Genomic DNA, 17143 nt, shown 5'->3' on the forward strand with positions numbered 1-17143 from the left:
CAACGCGCCCGCTGTTCAACACCTTCTACACGGGCTGGGGCGGCGAGCTGGCGGAAGTGCGCCCCCCCACCGCCCGGAACTACACCGGGCTAGCAACCACTGGGTCAGTGCCTCGATGCGCGATCAAGACGCGACACTGGGGCAGCTCCGCGTCGACCGGCACTCGAAGAGGCCCTGACCCACGGGCCCGATCCGCTCCATCTCACCGAGGTGTTCGGACTCGACGAAAAGACCGCGATGCGTTCCGCGAACTCCGCACGGGCCCTACTAGGGGCCGGCCGCAGTACGGCAGAAACGCGCCGCATGCTGTCTACTCCTGGTAAACGACACCGGGATGCCGGGGGGTACCCTCCACCTCAGGGCGTTCGAGCTCGATCGCGGTCATCGCCAGGCCAAAAGGGATGCCGTAGAAGTACTCCTGGTGCACCCGCAGCGCGGCCATGGTCCGCCCCTCGACCATGCCGACCTTGATGTAGCGGACGATTCCCTCGAAAGCCAGCAGGTACAGCCGCCCCCCCCCGAGCCTTTCAGGCTGCTCGTCGCCGAGCTCGTCGCGGCGCAGTGCGCGCCAGGAGCCCGAGCGGGCAGCAGCGATGTCGTCGGGTTGCTGGTCGGGCAGTGTGCCCTGGGTGCGGGCGGAGATGCGGGCGCGGTCGAGGCGTATCTGGGCTCGTTCGTGGGCGTCGGCTGCGGCCAGCAGATGCAGGTCGAGGTGGGAGAAGTCCTCGAAGTCGCCGAAAAGGACGGTCATCAGGCCAGCATGCCCGTTCCCGGAGCGGGGGCCGTCAAGGTTCTGGGGGTGTCGCCCACCTGGTCGGCCGCCGGGGGCCACATCTCCGAGGGGTCGCCCAGCCACACCCGGTGTCCATCGGCCGCGACCGTCAGCCCGAAGTCGAACAGCGCCGGACGTCCGGCGTCTTCCCACCACTGGACAGCCGCCCCCGTCTCCCTGGCGAGATCCCGCGGCCCCCACTGGTATGCGGTGCCCTCTGTGATGTACGCCCAGGAGTCCTGGCTACACCACCAGTGGCCACCATCCTGCGACCAGTGCGCCACATCCGACAACCGCAGCCCCACCGCGAACTCAGCATGCGGATTGGCGAGCGCCGAGAGGTCCACAGCGGCCCTGCTCTCCCGGCTCTCCTCCCATGATCTCGCGGAGAACAGCGCGTCGATACGAGGACGCGTGCGCTGACCCCGCAGGGCCATGAACGTCAACGCCCCCGCGAACCGGCCCTCCGCCCGGTCACCCGAGACGGTCAGCCTCACGAGCCCGTGAGAGCAGAACGTGGTCCGGAACGGGGCCAGGATCAGTCCGCCGGGGCGCACCTGCTCCACCCAGGTCCACGGGACAGAGGTCACCGAGGCTGTGGCCACCAACCGGTCGTAGGGCGCGCCCTGGGGCCAGCCTTGCTCGCCGTCGGCCTCAACCACTGTCACCCCGTGGTGCCCGGTCTGGTGCAGCGCAGTCCGTGCGCCGCGGGCCACCTGGGGGTCGATCTCGAGGGTGGTCACGAGCCCGGGGCCGGTGCGTTCGGCCATCAGTGCCGCGTTGTAGCCGGTACCTGCGCCGATCTCCAGAACCTGGTGCCCTGGGTGCAGGTCCAGCTCGGCGAGCATGCTCATCACCGCGCGCGGCTCGGAGATCGAGCTGGTCGGCACATCGCCTCCGGTGGCGGCGGGGGTCCCGTCGTCGACCTGGGTGGCGATGGACTGCACGGGGTCGTACACCATCCGGGCCCACCGCAGGGGATCGGACTGCCGGTGGAACGGGCGGTAGGCGCCGCCCTCCACCACCCAAACCGTCTCGGGGACGAACTGCTCCCGCGGCACGGCCATGAACGCCTGTCGCATCCAGGGCTCAGCGAAAGAGAGCCGTGCAGCCGCACTGGCCCGCAGCTCCTCCAAGTCGGTCACTTACGGTGCGTCCCATCCCCGGGCTTGGACACGTCCGGGTGCTGTCCGTCCTGGTCGCGCGGCGCAGGCTGTTGGGGCTGAGGATTGGGAGCTGGCGGCTTTCCGTGCGTTCCGTCCAACGTGTGGCCTCCCTCATGGTTGGTCAAGCGGCCAGTGTGGCGCCTGGACCTGGTCCGGCGATAGGGCACATCTACGCCAACAGGACGCTGCGACGGAGACGTTGCCTTGGCGTGGCGGTGGGGGCAAAGCCCAACCCGTTTCGCCAAGTCCAGCTCCGACTGCCCGGCTCACTCCGGCTGCTCCTCCACGTCGTCATGCTGTGCGCGGTCTTCCACCGCGCCGACCTCCGCATGGCCGACTTGCGTGGCACCGACTTGAGCACCGCCAACCTTGTCGAAGCACGTCTGACTGGCGCCCTGGCCAGCGAGCACACCCGCTGGCCCGCCGACTTCGACCGCATGGCCGCCGGAGTCGTCGACACCGATGACCCCGGCCCCGAGCCCTCGCCCCTACTTCAGCCGCCATGGATGACGTGGCAGGCCGCCGCTGCGATCCGCTCCCTGACCAAGACGCGCCGGCAAGACTGCGGCGACCGTGATCCGCCTGACCGGCGTCACTCCTCCTCAGCGGCGTCCTGATTGCGCAGGGGCCCAGGCCGCCAGGCAGATCCGGGGGCTGATATCGCTCCCAAGGTCGTTAGCTCTGGACACGTGGCGAGTATCTTCGCTGCGCTGGCCGCGCACCACCGGGCCATTGCTATAGAGCGATGGCTCTTCGTCGTGGCACACCCGTCAGACTGCACGCGACCGACTTGATTTCGCCGTAGTAGCGGCTCACAATGAGGCCAAGTCTCGCGTGCCCGGGTTCGGAACACGCGTTGCTGTGAGGCGGAGGTCTGGTGATCTTCGCCTTCTTTGTTGCCCTGCCGTCCCGGCAGGGTCTCGCCAATCCGACACTCTGAAGGCCCCGTTCACATCTGGACGGGGCTTTCGAATGCCCGGATTCGCTCCACCACTGAAGGCGCGGCATCAGCCCCGTCTTCAACACCCCGGGGTTCGTAGCAGCAGCATCGACCGCTGCATCACCATCCGCAGCACGCCTCGGAGCCAGCGGACCAGCCCACTGCAATTGCGTACGGCGTCCTCAAACCACAAGCGACATCGCGTGTGCTGGAAGGCTCGGCCTCGGGCCAGATCATCGCGGTTCAGCTCTCGAAATTCGCCCGAGTGGTGCTCTCCCCTCTCCTAGCCCAGACCGGCGAGCCAGACACGCGCCCGCGCAATCCCCCTATTCGCCCCCGCCGCAAGCGACGGGGGCTCCTTTGTGCCCGCATTCGGCAGAGGACCACCTGAAAACCCGCTCAGCGCCTGCACGCCGGCCACCAGCCCGATCACCTTCACGCTCCCTGACCTACGGAGGAACGAAATGACCAACCCCTTGGATGGCGCATGCCAGCATGTCATCGCCCCAGAACATCCCGTTCTGGCGGCATCAGTGTGCCCGTCGTGCGGGCTGCCAGGTGAGCTGTGGACCACCCAGGGCGGCGGCCAGATCTTGCTCGAGAGCAACGACCCTGCCGCTCCGCTGCAGGCCCGCGATATACCTGAAGCGCACCGCTGGATCATCAAGCGGCACCACGCCCAGCCCCTGCACGCGGGCGCCGATCGTGCAGTTCCGCAAGGCGTCCCACCAGCGCGAGCTCGGCGGGCCTCGATGGTGGTGCCATGCGGCGTGCGCCCGTTGACGCGTCATCCGATGGGGGCTTGCGCGTATGTCTCCCATTCGTACATCCGCCGGTCGCGGTGGATGACGATGAGGTCGGCGGCGGCGATCCGGGCAGCAGTGGCCGGGGCGGTGTTGACAGTGCTCAGTGCCTGGTAGACCGGTTCGGCGGGCGCTTGGGCGTTGCTGTAGGCGATCGAGACGTGCGGGCGGAATCCGTCCGGAGCCTCGGGGATGGATGGCCAGACGTCGGCGATGGCCGCGCGGATGGTGTTGCGGACCGCGGTGACGGCATCGGCGGGCTGGGCGGGGGCCAGGACCGCTTCGGGTGTGACGGTCACGTCCGTCAGGTTGAGCTCCAGGGGCGGCAGGTCCGCAAGGCGCGACTGTGCGGCGGCGGTGATGGCCTGGACCTCGTGCTCGTCGACCTCGTTGATGAACCCGAGTCCCTGCATCGTCAGGTGCAGCCACTGGTCTGGGATGGGGTCGAGGCCGGGCAGGTGGGCCAGCGCGTCGCGGTAGACGGCTGCGTACCGCTGGACGTCGGGCTGGTCGCCGACGGTGAGGTGCCAGGTGTAGAAGCGTCGGCCGACGCTCCAGCCAGGCCGCCACCACCAGTGATTCGCCATCGAGGTGTGCTGCGTCGTCGTCATGCCGTGGGATCCAATCAGGAGCTGAGGGTGTCTGGCGAGAGGGCGAGCCGCGGCGCGGAGTGTCGGCAGAACGCCTCAATGCGCCCCCGCAGCTCCCGGCCTGGGCAGCTCTCAGCGATTGTGGTGCGCACGATTGTTGCGGCGAGTTCACGCAGTCGGCGGGTGACCGGCTCCATCCGATGCTCCGGCGGGAGGTCCAGCACCGAGGTTAAGGCTTCGACGGCGGCGTCCGGCGCGCCGAGCGCGAGGTGGGCGGAAGCGGCACAGATGTGGAGCTGTGCGGTGGTGCCGTAGGCATGGGGTGGTTCGCGCAGCGCGGTCTGTGCTGCGTGGAGGGCCTGTTCGGGTTGGTGGGTGCGCAGGTGGACGCCGGCGGCGTAGTTGGCGCGCCGGGCTTCTGGGCAGGAGAGCAGTCCACCGATGGTGTCGGTGCCGGTCAGGGCGTCGTGTTGACGGGCCGCCCTGTCGATGGCGGTGCTGGCCTGGGCGGCGGCGCCGAGTTGGGCCAGGGCGTCGGCTTCCTGGCAGGCGAGGAGGGTGCTGACCGTGCCGCGAGTGCGGTAGGCCAGGCCGTGCTGGGCGTGGTCGACGGCGGCGTGGAGGTGACCGCTCCAGAAAGCGGTCTTGGCTCTGGTGGACAGCACCCATGCGCGCAGGTCGTCGGAGTCGGCTCGTTGGGCGCAGACCCAGGCGGTGCGGCTTTGGGTGTCGGCATCGTCCATCTGTCCGAGGTCGGAGGTCATCCAGGCCAGCAGGGTGCACAGGTATCCGGCGACGGTGTACAGGTCGGTCGTCTGCTTCGGATGCTGGTGCCCCTTGAGCAGGCTGAAGGCGGTGTCGCGGAGTTGGCGGGCATGGTGGAACTGCCGGATCGGCTCGGCGTGCGTGAGGTAGTCCCGGGCGAGAGAGCGGCTGGTGGCCACCAGCTGCTCGACGGTGGTCTCGCCGCAGTTCGATGCTTCCGCCCATCGGGCCCAGTCGGCTGATTCCTCGGCAGCCGAGCGGACCAGCGCCTCGCTGGTGACGGGTACGGCCAGGTCGTGGGGGCGCTGGAGGAGCCTCAGCTCACCTGGAGGCATCGCCTGCCGGTCCTCCAGGTCCAGCAGTTCCTCGACCTCGCACTCGTACACCGCGGCGAGGGCCAGCAGGGTCGCGGGGGTGGGCCGTCGGCCGGAGGCGGCCGGCCAGCGCTCCCACTTGCTCACCAGCGAGGCGTCCGCCGCCACCGCCTCGCCGGGGCGCCGCGCACCGAGATCGTTCACCTTGTCGGCGGCCTGCTGGAGGGTCAGGCCGTGCGCGTGGCGCCACGCTTCTCGGGGGCGCAGCGACAGCCGTGCGCGCATCTCCTGGGCGATCTCCCTGGGGATGGCGCCCAGCGCGGTCAGCGTCTGCCGGAGCCGGTCCCGGCCTGCTTTCGACGGGCACGGGCCCATTACGCACCTCCACGCCGGAGAAGGGGGTCGGGCCTCAACCGTAGGGGTGATGGCGCGCGGCGCGCATGGGCACCGGTGTCCAAAATAGTTGGTCGCCGGTGCCCGTGACGGGCCGGTGTCGAGCTGCGAAGGTGAGCCGCCGGCGGCAAGAGGGGTCTCACCGTCTCCCCGGGACGACCTGCCGCCGGAACGCGCCGTCGCAGCGTGAGCAGCGACGGTTCGACAGCGCCCAACTCCCCATGCCCGGAGGGCGATGCGAGATGATCCAGCGCAGCCCATGCACACCCCGCCCCTCACTGGCCCGCAGCATTACGGAACCGGTGTACCGGCCGCGCGCAGGCGACTTCGTGCGCGACGTCGCAGCCGACAGTCTTGCGTTCGGCTCCATCGAGTCCGCTGGCCAGCTCGGCGGACTTCCCTCGCCCGTGCTGGTCCGGCGGATCCGCGGCGGCCACTGCTGGCAGGCAGTCTCGGGCGCTTTGCGTATAGCGCTGCCGGACGAGGTCGCCTGGGCGCGGGTGGGTGTTGGAGTCGTGGGCCCTCGCACAGGCGCTCGCGCTCGTGCTGGAGGCGTTGAGCCCGTGACAGACGGGGGGCACGCCGTGCTGCTGGTGTTCGGACACCGCATCCGCGCGCTATCCCGTCCCGTTGCTCCCCGCGGTCGGTTCCACGTTGCGGGCGTGCCCGAGGAGGGCGACGTCGTGGAGATCGACCGCGTGAAGTTCGTGATCCACGACATCGAGCAGCAGAGACCGGCCTGGGTCCTGCGCCCGCTGTACGGCGGGGGCGCGACGGATAGCCAGCACCGTCGGGTGGGCCGGGCTAGCGCGGTGAAGTTGCAGGTGGTCGCCCGTCGCGGCAGCTGGAGGCAGCCGTGAGCGGCGTGCACTCGAGGGAGCGGCCCTCACGCCCCGGGCTGGCCGCTGTCTTCTTGGGCCTTCTCGGCGTGGCGGGTCCGGCCGTTGTCCTGGCCGACCGAGCGGACGCTGCCCCTGCTCCGGTCTGCTGGCCGGACGCTGCTGACGCCCCCGCGGACGCGGAATTGGACGACAGGTTCGGTGAGTCGAGGATCACGCCGTGACCGGTCCGCGTCATCGCGGCGCTCCGGCGCGAGCTGACTCCGAAGCGGGCCGCGCTATCTGCGATCGGGCTGCGCGCGTCGTGGAAGGCCACTGAGCCCAAGGAGGTCAGGCCCGCCGACCGCGGCGTGCTGCTCGGCGACTAGCAGGTCTGCGGAGCGGACCCGTACGGCTGGGCGACGCAGAGGCTGGTAAACGACTCCATCGGCACGGGCCCCTGCAGCGCGCGAGCGGTTTCCCTCTGCCCCGGCCTTCGTGCCTGCCCCGTCCCGCGTCGCTGGAGCGGTAGCTTCCGGGCTCCGCACCTCATCGGCCGCGGTCCCTATGACGATCGATCGAACAGCCCGCGCCTGCGGGCCCGAACTGGAGGTCACGTTGACTGACAGCCCATCCACCCCCGCCGTCGATCTCTTCGGTGTCCGCCGCCTCCACTTGGTGGAGACTGCACCGCCGGAGCTCACGGACGCCCAGAGGGCTGCGATGAACCGCAGGTGGGAGGAGATGACCTCGGCCAACCCCACGCTCTTCGACGGGCCGGTGGTGGTGTGCACCGGCCTGGAGTGGAAGGACTCGGAGACGATGGTCCTGTCGTGGTGCCGCGCCACGTACCGGCTCCTCGTACTGCGCCTGGACCCCGACCACGCTGTGCCGGCGCCCTCGGTTTTCGTCTCTGTTGCTCAACCCACAAGAGACGGGCGCTTGCTGGTGGGGCGCATGGCGGCATCGACCGTCGGCTCGGGACGCTGGCAGCTGCCCGGCGGCACGATCGAGCCGCCTACGGGCGACGGCGGGTTGGACGCGGACGCGCTGGCCCGACATGCCGCCCGGGAACTCGCCGAGGAGATCGGCCTGGACCTGCCGCACCGCGACCTGGAACTGTGGGCGGTGACCCGCGGGAACTGGGGCAACATCGGCTTTCACTTCCGGGCACCCGTCCAAGCGGCCGACACGCTCAAGGACGCCCACGCGGCACTCGCCTCCCGTGAGATCGAACAGGGCCGCATCCCCGAACTGGACCGGATCGGCTTCATCCGCTCAGAGGCCGACATCGCCGGGCTCGGCGGTCCCACGGCCGACTTCCTGCCGGTGCTCGCCGCCCTGCACACCAAGGCGGCCGCTCGGCCCACCGGCGGGAGGTAGCCGATGCACGCGAGCCACGCCGCCGCCGAACACCCGACCGCCCCGGGCGAAAGCGAAGAGGTCCTCGTCCGGCTGGCCGAGGAACTGGCTCAGTCAGCACGGACCCGTATCCCCGCCCCACTGCTGTCGAGGCGCTTCCCGAAGCTGACCCTGACGGACGCCTACCGCATCCAGCAGATCAGCATGGGGCGCCGTCTGCGGGCCGGGGCCCGGATCGTCGGCCACAAGGTCGGGCTGACCTCGGCCGCGATGCAGGAGCAGATGGGCATCCACGAGCCCGACTCCGGCGTCGTGCTGGACCACATGGTCGCGGCCAGCGGGAGCAGCCTGCACGCGAGCGACTTCATGAACCCCAGAATCGAGACCGAGATCGCCTTCCGGCTCGGGCGGGACCTGCCCGGGCCCGCCAGCCTGGAGGCCGTACGGGCAGCGGTGGCAGAGGTGTTTCTCGCCTTCGAGATCCTCGATACCTGCTTCACCGGCTGGGACATCGCGCTGATCGACAGCGTCGCCGACAATGCCGCCTGCGCGGGCGTGATCATCGGCAGGCCCGTCCCGTTTGACCCGGCCTGGGACCTGGCCGCCGAGCAGATCACGGCGAGGGCCGACGGGACCCTCGCCGGGGCGGGGCAGGGCCGCGACATCCTCGGCGATCCGCTCCAGGCCCTCGTCTGGCTGACGCGCCGCCTGTCCGGGCTCGGTGGGCGACTGCGGGCCGGAGACATCGTCCTGGCCGGATCGGTACACGCCAGCGTGCCCCTGACCCCGGGCACGCACTTCCGCGCCACCGGCACCCGCCTTCCCGGCATCCACCTGCGGGTCTTACCCGCTGACTTTGGATCGGAGCGCTCATGCTGACCACTGCCGTCCTGGGGACCGGACTCCTCGGTCTGGACCTGATCGAGCGGATACAGAACTCGCCGACCCTGACGTGCGGGCTCGTTGTCGGCCGCACGCCGGGCAGCCGCGGGCTGACCCAGGCTGCCGAGCTCGGCTGCACCACCGCGACGGGCGGCATCGACGCCCTGCTGGACACGGGCCACTTCGACGTCGTCTTCGACGCGACCAACGCCTTCCACCACCCCGAGCACTCCAGAAAACTCGCCGACACCGGGGCGGTGCTGGTCGACCTCACACCGACCAGCGCCGGGGCCCTGATCGTCCCGACCGTCAACGGCCACCAGGCCGCCACCCACCGGCACATCGGACTCGTCTCCTGCGGCGGCCAGGCATCGATCCCCATCCTGCACGCCCTCGCGCAGCACTACCGGCCCTCGTACGTGGAGATGGTGGCCACGGCCGCGACCGCCAGCGTGGGCCGGGCAAGCCGGCTCAACCTCGACGAGTACGTCTCCACGACCCAGGCCGCGATCGGCCAGTTCACCGGCGCCGAGGAGACCAAGGCCATCTTGAACATCTCCGCCGCCCGGCCGGCGCCGCCGTTCCGCATCGCCATGACTCTGGTGGCAGCCGACGACGTCAAGCAGGGCCCGGTTGGTGCGCTGGTGGAAGCCGCCGAGGTGGCCATGCAGGCCGTCGTCCCCGGCTACCGGGTCACCTCGTGCACTGTCACCGGCACAAAGGTGCGCGTGATCGTGGAGGTGGCCGCGACCCGCAGCCGGATCCCGGTGCACGCCGGAAACCTCGAAGTGATCAGCGCCGCCGCCATCCACGCCGCCGAACAGCACGCCGCGACCTCCATACGCAAGGAGCTGGCCCGATGACCAAGCCGACCGTGATCGTGCACGACCCCACTCTGCGCGACGGCCAGCACGCCGTCCGCCACCAGCTCGACGTCAAGCAGATCCGCAGCTACGCCGCCGCAGCCGACACCGCCGGCGTCCCCGTGGTCGAGATCGGGCACGGCAATGGGCTGGGCGCCTCCTCCCACCAGGTCGGCCATAGCCGACTCAGCGACGACGAGATGCTCGCCACCGCCCGCCAGGCCCTCCCTCACAGCAAAATGGCCACCCTGATGCTGCCCGGCTGGGCCACCAGCAAAGACCTGCGCAACGCCGTGCGCCACGGCGTGGATGTGGTCCGCGTCGCCGCGCACTGCACCGAGGCCACCGTCACCGAACGCCACCTGGACGTGATCCGAGAACTGGGAGCCGAAGCCCAGGGCGTCCTGCTGATGAGCCACATGGCCACGCCGGAGGAACTCGCCGAGCAGTGCGCCCTGATGGTCGGCTACGGTGCCCAGGCAGTCTGCATTTTCGACAGCGCCGGCCACTACCTGCCCCAGGACGTGACCGTCCGAGTCGCGGCCATCACCGCGGCCGTGGACGTGCCGGTCGCCTTCCACGGACACAACAATCTCGGGTTGGCCGTGGCGAACTCGATCGCAGCCATCGAGGCCGGAGCCCGGGTGATCGACGCGTGTGCCCGGGGATTCGGCGCGGGGGCGGGCAACACACAGCTGGAGGTCTTGGTGGCCGTGCTGGAGCGCCTGGGCCACCACACCGGCATCGACCTGCGGCTGCTGGCCGACGCCGCCGAACTCGCGGAACGGACCCTGATGCCAGCCCCACCGACGATCGACTCCATCAGCCTGGTCTCCGGTCTGGCCGGGGTGTTCTCCGGGTTCAAAAAGCCCGTGCTGGCGGCCGCCGAGCAGACGGGCGTGCACGCCTGGGACCTGTTCGTCGAGCTGGGCAGGCTCCGGGTCACCGCCGGCCAGGAGGACATGATCCCCGACGCCGCCCGCGAACTGGCAGCACACGGGGGTCTGCGATGATCCAGAAGCCTGCCCCGGCCGGAACCTGGATCATCACCCCCGGCCACATGGGCGCCCGGTTCCCGGCCGCGCACAGCTGCCGTGCGGACGTCGCCCTGGTCGACCTGGAAGACTCCGTGCCGGACGCGGCCAAGCCAGAAGCCCGCCAGACCGCGCGCGCCTTCTTCACCAACCCGCCCACCCGTCCCTTGCTCGGGGTGCGAATCAGCTCACCCACCACCCGCGACGGTATCCGCGACCTCGCCGCCCTCCACGGCTATCCGGTCAAGCCTCAGGTCGTCCTCATCCCCAAGGTCGAGTCCGCCCGCGACTTCGAGATCGTCGCCGGGGCCCTCGACACCCATGACTACGCGCCGCTGCTGTATGCGCTGATCGAAACCCCCCGAGCGCTGGAGGCACTGCCCTCGATCATGCGGGCCGACCGCATCGCCGGAGTCCTGTTCGGCACCGCCGACTACGCGACCGCCACACGGTGCAGCCGTACCTGGGAACCCCTCCTGCACGCCAGGGCCGCGCTGGTCACCAGCGCCGCCGCAGCGGGCATCCCCGCCATCGACTCGCCGTTCTTCGACCTGGACGACCTCGACGGACTGCAGCAGGAAGCCGAAAGGGTCAAGGCCCTCGGCTTCACCGGCAAAAGCTGCGTCCACCCGGCGCATCTCCCGGTCATCGACAAGGTGTTCCGGCCCGCCCAGGAGGAGATCGCTGCGGCCCGCGCCATCGTTGCGGCCGCCGAGAACGCCGGCGGGAGCATCGTCCGGGTCGACGGGCGCATGACCGGCCCGCCCATGGTTGCCGCCGCCCGGGCCCTGCTGGCCCGAGAAGAGACCCGCACTCCGAGCGAGACACCCGTATGACAGCCAGCATCCCCATGCCCGCGGGGTACCGGCGGATCGCCGACGGCCGCTACCGGGAAGTCGTCGGGCTCGGCTACGACGAGCTGACGGTGGGCCTGATCATCGAGCACCGGCCCGGACGCACCGTCATCGAAGCCGACAACACCTGGCTGACCCTGCTCGGCGGCAACACCGCCCCGATCCACACCGACGCCCACTACAGCAGCCACACCGCGTGGCGCAGACCCCTGGTGTGCAGCAGTATCACCCTCCACCTCCTCGGCGGGATGACCGTCCGCAGCACCAGCGGCCTCACCACCGGCAACCTCGGCTTCGAGGAAGTTCGCTTCCGCGACCCGGTGTTCGTGGGCGACACCCTCTACGCGTCCACGGAGATCACCGGCCGCCGCCGATCCGAGAGCAGACCGGACACCGGGATCGTCACCTGCCGCACCACTGGCCACAACCAGGACGGCAACACCGTCATCACCTTCACCCGCAGCTTCTTCGTCCCCGTCGACGCCGACACCATCCGCGGCCACACCAACTACTAAACGGAAGGGGACACCGCATGACCGATCCCGTCCGGATCATGGAAGCCGACGAGCCCCTGTGGCAGGAGTACAACGAACTCGCCACCCGCTCCTACGGCCATCCCGTGGGAGACATCACCCGCCTGCGCGACCACGCCGACATCCGCGTCGCGGTCCGCGACGGCCGCGTCATCGCCGGCGGCCTCAGCCTCCTTCTCCACCAGTTCTTCGGCGGCGCCCCCGTGCCGTCGGCCATCATCAGCGCTGGAGCCGTCGCCCCAGAGGAGCGCGGCGACCGCATTGCCAGCCGCCTTCTCACCGAACGACTCCGCCCACTGCGCGAAAACGGCGCCGTGATCTCCACCGTCTGGACAACCTCGAACGGCCACCTGCGCCGACTCGGCTGGCAGGCCCCGGTCCCCGTCTTCGCGTGGTCGATCGCCACCGAAGACCTCAAGCGCACCTTCACCCGATCCCGCATGGACATCGAACACGGCCGGGCACAGGAAGGCGAGGAACTGCAGCGCCGCCTGGCCCAGCAGTGGAACGGACCCATCCTCCGCCCGGACTGGTGGCCGGGCTGGCTGGACGACAAACGTGAACTGACCACCTACCGGTTCGGGCCGCCACAGACACCAACCGGGCTGCTGTCCCTCGCCATGAAACGGCACCCGCGGCACGGCATGGAGCTGACCGTGCACGACTTCTGGGCTGCCGACACGCAGACCGTCAACGAGATGATGGCCTTCCTCGGCAGCCACCACACCCGGGCCCCCGCCATCCACTTCCGGCGCTCCGCCCTCCCCCCGTACCCCACCCTCCTGCACCACCTGCACCGATACCGGCTAACGGCGGAAGCGTGGCACCCCTGGATGCTCCGCATCCTCGACCTCCCCGAAGCCATCCGGCTACGCGGCTGGCCAACTGGTCTGAACGTCTCCGTGCCCCTGGAGATCGAAAGCGAGACCGGCGACACCTGGCAGTCGTACCTACTGGAAGTGAAAGACGGCACCGGACAGATATCCGCAACCCCCGGACACGGCGACGTCCGCCTCACCCGCGGACAGCTGGCCGTCTGGTACGCGGGCGGCTACCAAACAGCGGCCGCAGCGGAACTCGTCGGCGTCGCCGCCAAGTCAAGGTACGCCCTGACCCAACTGATCCGAGCCACCACAGACATGGAGCCATGGCTGCCGGACCACATCTGACGCCTGCGCCCAAAACCACAGCCGAGGACGGCAGCGGTATGGGGGGGTGAAGCCGCCTGCGGTGTCGCGGGGGAACGGCAGCAGGGGTTCGACGGCAGTCGAGTCGGATGTTCGGTGATGCCTCCGATCTTGCGGATGGCGGTGACGGCAATGCTGCCGCCGCCGGACGCCAGGGGGCGTACCGTGAGGGTAAGGCCAGGCCACCGCGCCGCTGCCAGCACTGCCGCAAGCCGCTGAAGGCGACCGCCCGCAGCGACGCGAAGTTCTACTCGAAGGCGTGCGCCCAGGAGGAGTGCCGGTGGCGCCGCCGCTTCGCCGAAGAGGTCGAGCTCGGGTACGAAGTCGGCGATGCGGTGTCGGTGCGCTGCCCCGCGTGCGGGCGTCGGTTCATTCCCGGCCACGGCCACCGCCGGGACGCGATCTACGACCGGGCCGCGTGCCGCCAGACCGCCTACCGGGCCCGCAGAGCCCAACGGCTACGAAAAGCCGTCACAACTCAGCCCCCTGCGGAACCTGTGAGAAGCCGCTACACAGCGCTGACCAGGACGATGCACTGCAACCCGTGACGGTGGCCATCAAAGACGTCCGGACCCGGCCGCGGGCGGCGGCTGGGGTACGACGTCTGATGCAGCGAGAGCCTCTTGGCGGGCTGCCGGGAGAAGGTCGGAACCAGGCAACTGGATCCTCCACCGCATGGTGGCAGTGGCCCCCGGAGCCTTCCAAGGGGCTCTCGTCATGCTTCACCAGGCTCCTGTGGTGCTCTGTCATTCCTGATATGAGGGACCGGTCAGAACGCGCTGTACGGAGTACACCCGGCTCTCGACCACGTAGCTGGGGGCGATCACGTGCTGGGCTGGAAGCGTGGGGTCACAGGATGGCCATGCTGCTTGCCGGGTGGAATCGATGTCGGCTCTGGGCAGCAGGTCGAAGTCCCAGCGGAACGGTAGCCCTGTGTGCTCGGAGCGTTGCCATAGAGCTTTGGCGTCTGTTACGGCTCGCTCCATGCGGGTGGCGAGGCTGTTCCGTCCGGCTTGGTCCAGGTGGAGTACCGCCTCAAGCTGCTCGGCCTCCGGAGGATCCAGAAAGAGTGCTTGGGTGAGTTCGCCGAGGAACCACAGGTGGGCGGTTTTGTAGCCGGTCTGGCGGAGACTGATCGCAGCGGCGGCTCGGGCCAGGGACGCGAGACGGTACTCCACAAGGGTCTGGAAGTCGCGGGCGATGATCTGATGCTCGGTATGCGCGTTGGACGGCAGGTCGCCGCGGCGGCGGACCTGGGCGGCAAGCTGGGCAGCAAACCGCTTCTCGAGCTTCTCGAGGCGGGCGTGGGCGATGCCAAGCTCACCACGCAGGGCTCGAACGGACCACGATTGTGGGGATCACCGGCTCGGCGGGCAAGACCTCGACCAAAGACCTGATCGCCGCCCTGCTGCCCGCGGTGGGCACCACCGTGGCCACTCAGCAATCCTTCAACAACGTGATCGGTCTGCCAGTGACGGTCTCCCGGGCCGACTCCGCCACCCAGTAACTCGTCCTGGAGATGGGAGCCCGGCACGCGGGCCACATCCGCGACCTGACCCGCATCGCTCCACCCTCCATCGCCGTGATCACCAACGTCGGTACAGCCCATGTCGGAGAGTTCGGCGGCCGGGACCAGATCGCCAAGGCCAAGGGCGAGCTCGTTGAAGCCCTCCCCGACCACGGCGTGGCAGTGCTCAACGCCGACGATGAACGGGTCCTGGCAATGGCCAAGCGCACCTCGGCCCGGACCGTCACCTACGGACTCTCCTCGGACGCCACCGTGCGCGCCAGCGATGTCGCACTCGACGACCACGGCAGGCCCCGGTTTGTGCTCCACACCCCGGAAGGGCAGGCCCGCGTGTCATTGCAGCTCCTGGGCGAGTACCGGGCATCCAACGCTCTGGCCGCCGCCGCTGTCGCCCGGGAGGCCGGCCTGCCGCTCGGCCAGATCGCTGCACTGCTGAGCGCCGCGACCATCCAGTCCCAGTGGCGGATGGAGGCCCGCACGCGCGCCGACGGCGTCACGATCGTCAACGACGCCTGGAACACCAACCCGGACTCCATGACCAAGTCGATGCGGGCCCTGGCGGCGATGGCCCGCGGCCAAGACCAGCGCTCCATCGCTGTGCTGGGCCGTATGGATGAGCTCGGGGACGACTCACGGGCCGCCCACGAAGAGGTGGATCGGATGGCCGCCGAGCTCAGGCTGGACCAGTTGGTGGCCGTCGGCGGAGAGGAGGCACGCTGGATGCAGCAGGCGGCCGAAAGGGCCGGGGCCCGCTCAGCTGCGTACATGCCCGACCAGGACAGCACGCTCGACCACCTGCAGCGCGCCCTGACGCCGGGGACGTGGTGCTGGTGAAGGCGAGCCGGGCGGTCCAGCTGCAACAGCTCGCCGAAGCGCTACTGCAGCCAGCCCCTGAGGCATAGGCCGCGACCAGTACGTCACCCGGCGCGCCACGGCGGCTGTGGCGGCGCTGCGACCAGCCAGGTCACCCGCCCCAATCAGCACCACCATGTCGCCCGGCCGGGCCAGCTGGACCACCGGATTCTGACGTGATCCGCCCGGGGGTAGGTGACCGGGCAACGTGATGAGCACAGAATGTGGTGTGGTCCTCCCCAAACCCCATGGGGAGGACCACAGCGCAGATCTGGTATGTGTGATCAGCTCACCAGCCCGGCACCCACCGGGCCTTACTTGAGGCTGTCGATGAAGTTGGAGAAGGCGGTGCGGGGAAGCCTCAGGGCTGGCCCGTCCTTCCTCTTTGAATCGCGGACGGCGATTTGAGTGTCGAGGTCGGCGACCTCGACGCAGTTGCCTTCAGCGCCGCTGCTGTAGGACGACTTGAACCAGGCGCTCTCGGGCGCCACACAGGTTGACTTGCTTGCTGGCGTGTTGATGGCTACGACTTCCGTTCTTCCTGGAATTTCTGTGCATTCATGAGGATTCGCGGCGTCTCGTGAGGTGCGAGAGCCGCCGCCCGCAGCGCTTCGAATCTGCGGGAGAACTGGCCGACCTCGGGCTTCTTGTCAGTCACCCAGCACTGGCCGTTCACGTGGTCCGCCTGGACCATCTTGGGCAACGGGTCGTGCTGCTCCAGCAGGGCAAAGTTCTGACTGGCTCGGTAGCCGGTTGACGACCCAGGCAGTATCTGAACCGTGATGTGGTCGAGGGAGGCGAGGCGCTGGATCTCCTCGTACTGCTCGATCATGATGGCTGGGCTGCCGATGGTGCTGCGGATTGCGTCCTCAGCCATGATCACCCACAGTGGACGCGGTTCGTCTTCCGTGACCAGCTTCTTCCGGCTCATCCGCAGCTCGACGTTCGAGTCGATGAACTCGGTTGTCTTCTCATCGACGGCCTTGGCGCTCTCCAGGAGTGCACGCGTGTAGCTCGTGGTCTGAAGCAGCCCGAAGACGAGGGTGGGCTGCCATGCGCTGATGGACGCAGCATCGGTCTCCAAGCCGACGTAGTCCCGCATCCCCTTCTGCAGGTGGGGGTTGTAGGGCACCCACCACCCTTGGGTGAGCGACTCACGGTGGATCTTCAGTAGCTCGTCCACGGTTTCTTCGTCAAAGACTTCGTAGTGCTCCAGAAGCGCCTTCAGATCGCCAGTGTTCGGCAGTCCGGTTCGGCCCTTCTCCAGCCGCCACAGCTTCTCGGGCGAGAAGCCCAGTGCGGTGGCCACGTCTTCACGGGATTCCGCGCGGTCGGTTCGCATCTTCTCCAGTACGTTGCCGAGGTGCTTGCGCCGACTCGTAGGTCCTTTGGGCGCTGCCAAGTGAAGTCCTCCCCATCTCTCCCCGAGTCAGACACTGTGGCGTCTGAGTCTCGGTCAACCGCGCCAGAGTCCGCTTGGGTGGCCC

Annotated in this window: 17 protein-coding genes and 2 pseudogenes; 13 read left to right on the forward strand and 6 right to left on the reverse strand. The window is 69.2% G+C overall.

Features of this window, described 5'->3' with window-relative positions; genetic code table 11:
* Positions 1-310 precede the first annotated feature (310 nt).
* Both NMK44_RS30930 and NMK44_RS30935 read right to left on the reverse strand, forming a co-directional pair.
* Positions 311-751 (reverse strand): hypothetical protein, encoded by a 441-nt coding sequence (locus NMK44_RS30930; RefSeq protein WP_254749370.1) that lies wholly within the window; start codon positions 749-751, stop codon positions 311-313.
* Positions 751-1917, reverse strand: a complete 1167-nt coding sequence (locus tag NMK44_RS30935) for a methyltransferase domain-containing protein (protein ID WP_254749372.1) — start codon at positions 1915-1917, stop codon at positions 751-753. The genes NMK44_RS30930 and NMK44_RS30935 overlap by 1 nt, the downstream gene beginning before the upstream one ends.
* A 230-nt stretch (positions 1918-2147) precedes the next feature.
* Here NMK44_RS30935 and NMK44_RS30940 point away from each other — a divergent pair, with 230 nt between their 5' ends.
* Positions 2148-2555: a pentapeptide repeat-containing protein gene (locus NMK44_RS30940; RefSeq protein ID WP_254749374.1), complete on the forward strand. Its 408-nt coding sequence runs from the start codon at positions 2148-2150 to the stop codon at positions 2553-2555.
* A gap of 787 nt (positions 2556-3342) precedes the next feature.
* Positions 3343-3570, forward strand: a pseudogene (locus tag NMK44_RS42785) (DUF6083 domain-containing protein); the annotation flags it as partial.
* Positions 3571-3665: 95 nt separating this feature from the next.
* On the opposite strand, the gene NMK44_RS30945 reads toward NMK44_RS42785, so the two are convergent.
* The gene (locus NMK44_RS30945; RefSeq protein WP_254749376.1) at positions 3666-4292 is read right to left on the reverse strand and encodes a 2'-5' RNA ligase family protein; all 627 of its coding nucleotides are present in this window, start codon (positions 4290-4292) and stop codon (positions 3666-3668) included.
* 14 nt (positions 4293-4306) lie between these two features.
* Entirely contained in the window at positions 4307-5725 is a 1419-nt protein-coding gene (locus NMK44_RS30950; protein ID WP_254749378.1) for a helix-turn-helix domain-containing protein, read from the reverse strand.
* Between the two features lie 602 nt (positions 5726-6327).
* Here NMK44_RS30950 and NMK44_RS30955 point away from each other — a divergent pair.
* The 11 genes and pseudogenes from NMK44_RS30955 (at position 6328) to NMK44_RS31005 (ending at position 15638) form a co-directional block, all read left to right on the forward strand.
* Positions 6328-6603 (forward strand): hypothetical protein, encoded by a 276-nt coding sequence (locus NMK44_RS30955; protein WP_254749380.1) that lies wholly within the window; start codon positions 6328-6330, stop codon positions 6601-6603.
* A gap of 576 nt (positions 6604-7179) precedes the next feature.
* A complete protein-coding gene (locus tag NMK44_RS30960) occupies positions 7180-7944 on the forward strand; it encodes an NUDIX hydrolase (RefSeq protein WP_254749382.1) in 765 nt (254 codons plus the stop codon).
* A gap of 3 nt (positions 7945-7947) precedes the next feature.
* Complete coding sequence (locus NMK44_RS30965) at positions 7948-8802, forward strand: 2-keto-4-pentenoate hydratase (protein ID WP_254749384.1); 855 nt, start codon at positions 7948-7950, stop codon at positions 8800-8802.
* The gene (locus tag NMK44_RS30970) at positions 8796-9668 is read left to right on the forward strand and encodes an acetylating acetaldehyde dehydrogenase (RefSeq protein WP_254749386.1); all 873 of its coding nucleotides are present in this window, start codon (positions 8796-8798) and stop codon (positions 9666-9668) included. The genes NMK44_RS30965 and NMK44_RS30970 overlap by 7 nt, the downstream gene beginning before the upstream one ends.
* Positions 9665-10681 (forward strand): 4-hydroxy-2-oxovalerate aldolase, encoded by a 1017-nt coding sequence (gene dmpG / locus NMK44_RS30975; protein WP_254749388.1) that lies wholly within the window; start codon positions 9665-9667, stop codon positions 10679-10681. Before NMK44_RS30970 ends, dmpG begins: the two co-directional genes overlap by 4 nt.
* A complete protein-coding gene (locus NMK44_RS30980; protein WP_254749390.1) occupies positions 10678-11538 on the forward strand; it encodes an HpcH/HpaI aldolase/citrate lyase family protein in 861 nt (286 codons plus the stop codon). The genes dmpG and NMK44_RS30980 overlap by 4 nt, the downstream gene beginning before the upstream one ends.
* Positions 11535-12071, forward strand: a complete 537-nt coding sequence (locus NMK44_RS30985; RefSeq protein WP_254749392.1) for a MaoC family dehydratase — start codon at positions 11535-11537, stop codon at positions 12069-12071. Before NMK44_RS30980 ends, NMK44_RS30985 begins: the two co-directional genes overlap by 4 nt.
* Before the next feature lie 38 nt (positions 12072-12109).
* On the forward strand, positions 12110-13258 hold the full coding sequence (locus tag NMK44_RS30990; protein ID WP_254749394.1) for a GNAT family N-acetyltransferase: 1149 nt from the start codon (positions 12110-12112) through the stop codon (positions 13256-13258).
* A gap of 1040 nt (positions 13259-14298) precedes the next feature.
* Entirely contained in the window at positions 14299-14673 is a 375-nt protein-coding gene (locus NMK44_RS30995) for a hypothetical protein (RefSeq protein ID WP_254749396.1), read from the forward strand.
* A gap of 20 nt (positions 14674-14693) precedes the next feature.
* Positions 14694-15137 (forward strand): annotated as a pseudogene (locus tag NMK44_RS31000) (Mur ligase family protein); the annotation flags it as partial.
* A 132-nt stretch (positions 15138-15269) separates the two neighbouring features.
* Entirely contained in the window at positions 15270-15638 is a 369-nt protein-coding gene (locus NMK44_RS31005; RefSeq protein ID WP_254749548.1) for a glutamate ligase domain-containing protein, read from the forward strand.
* A gap of 332 nt (positions 15639-15970) precedes the next feature.
* Here NMK44_RS31005 and NMK44_RS31010 read toward each other — a convergent pair whose 3' ends face one another.
* Together NMK44_RS31010 and NMK44_RS31015 are read right to left on the reverse strand one after the other, a co-directional pair.
* Complete coding sequence (locus NMK44_RS31010; RefSeq protein WP_254749398.1) at positions 15971-16147, reverse strand: DUF397 domain-containing protein; 177 nt, start codon at positions 16145-16147, stop codon at positions 15971-15973.
* A gap of 32 nt (positions 16148-16179) precedes the next feature.
* Positions 16180-17058: a helix-turn-helix domain-containing protein gene (locus NMK44_RS31015; protein WP_302888838.1), complete on the reverse strand. Its 879-nt coding sequence runs from the start codon at positions 17056-17058 to the stop codon at positions 16180-16182.
* Between the last annotated feature and the right edge of the window lie 85 nt (positions 17059-17143).

This window comes from Streptomyces cucumeris, from assembly GCF_024295805.1.
In the GTDB taxonomy this organism is placed as follows: Bacteria; Actinomycetota; Actinomycetes; order Streptomycetales; family Streptomycetaceae; genus Streptomyces; species Streptomyces cucumeris.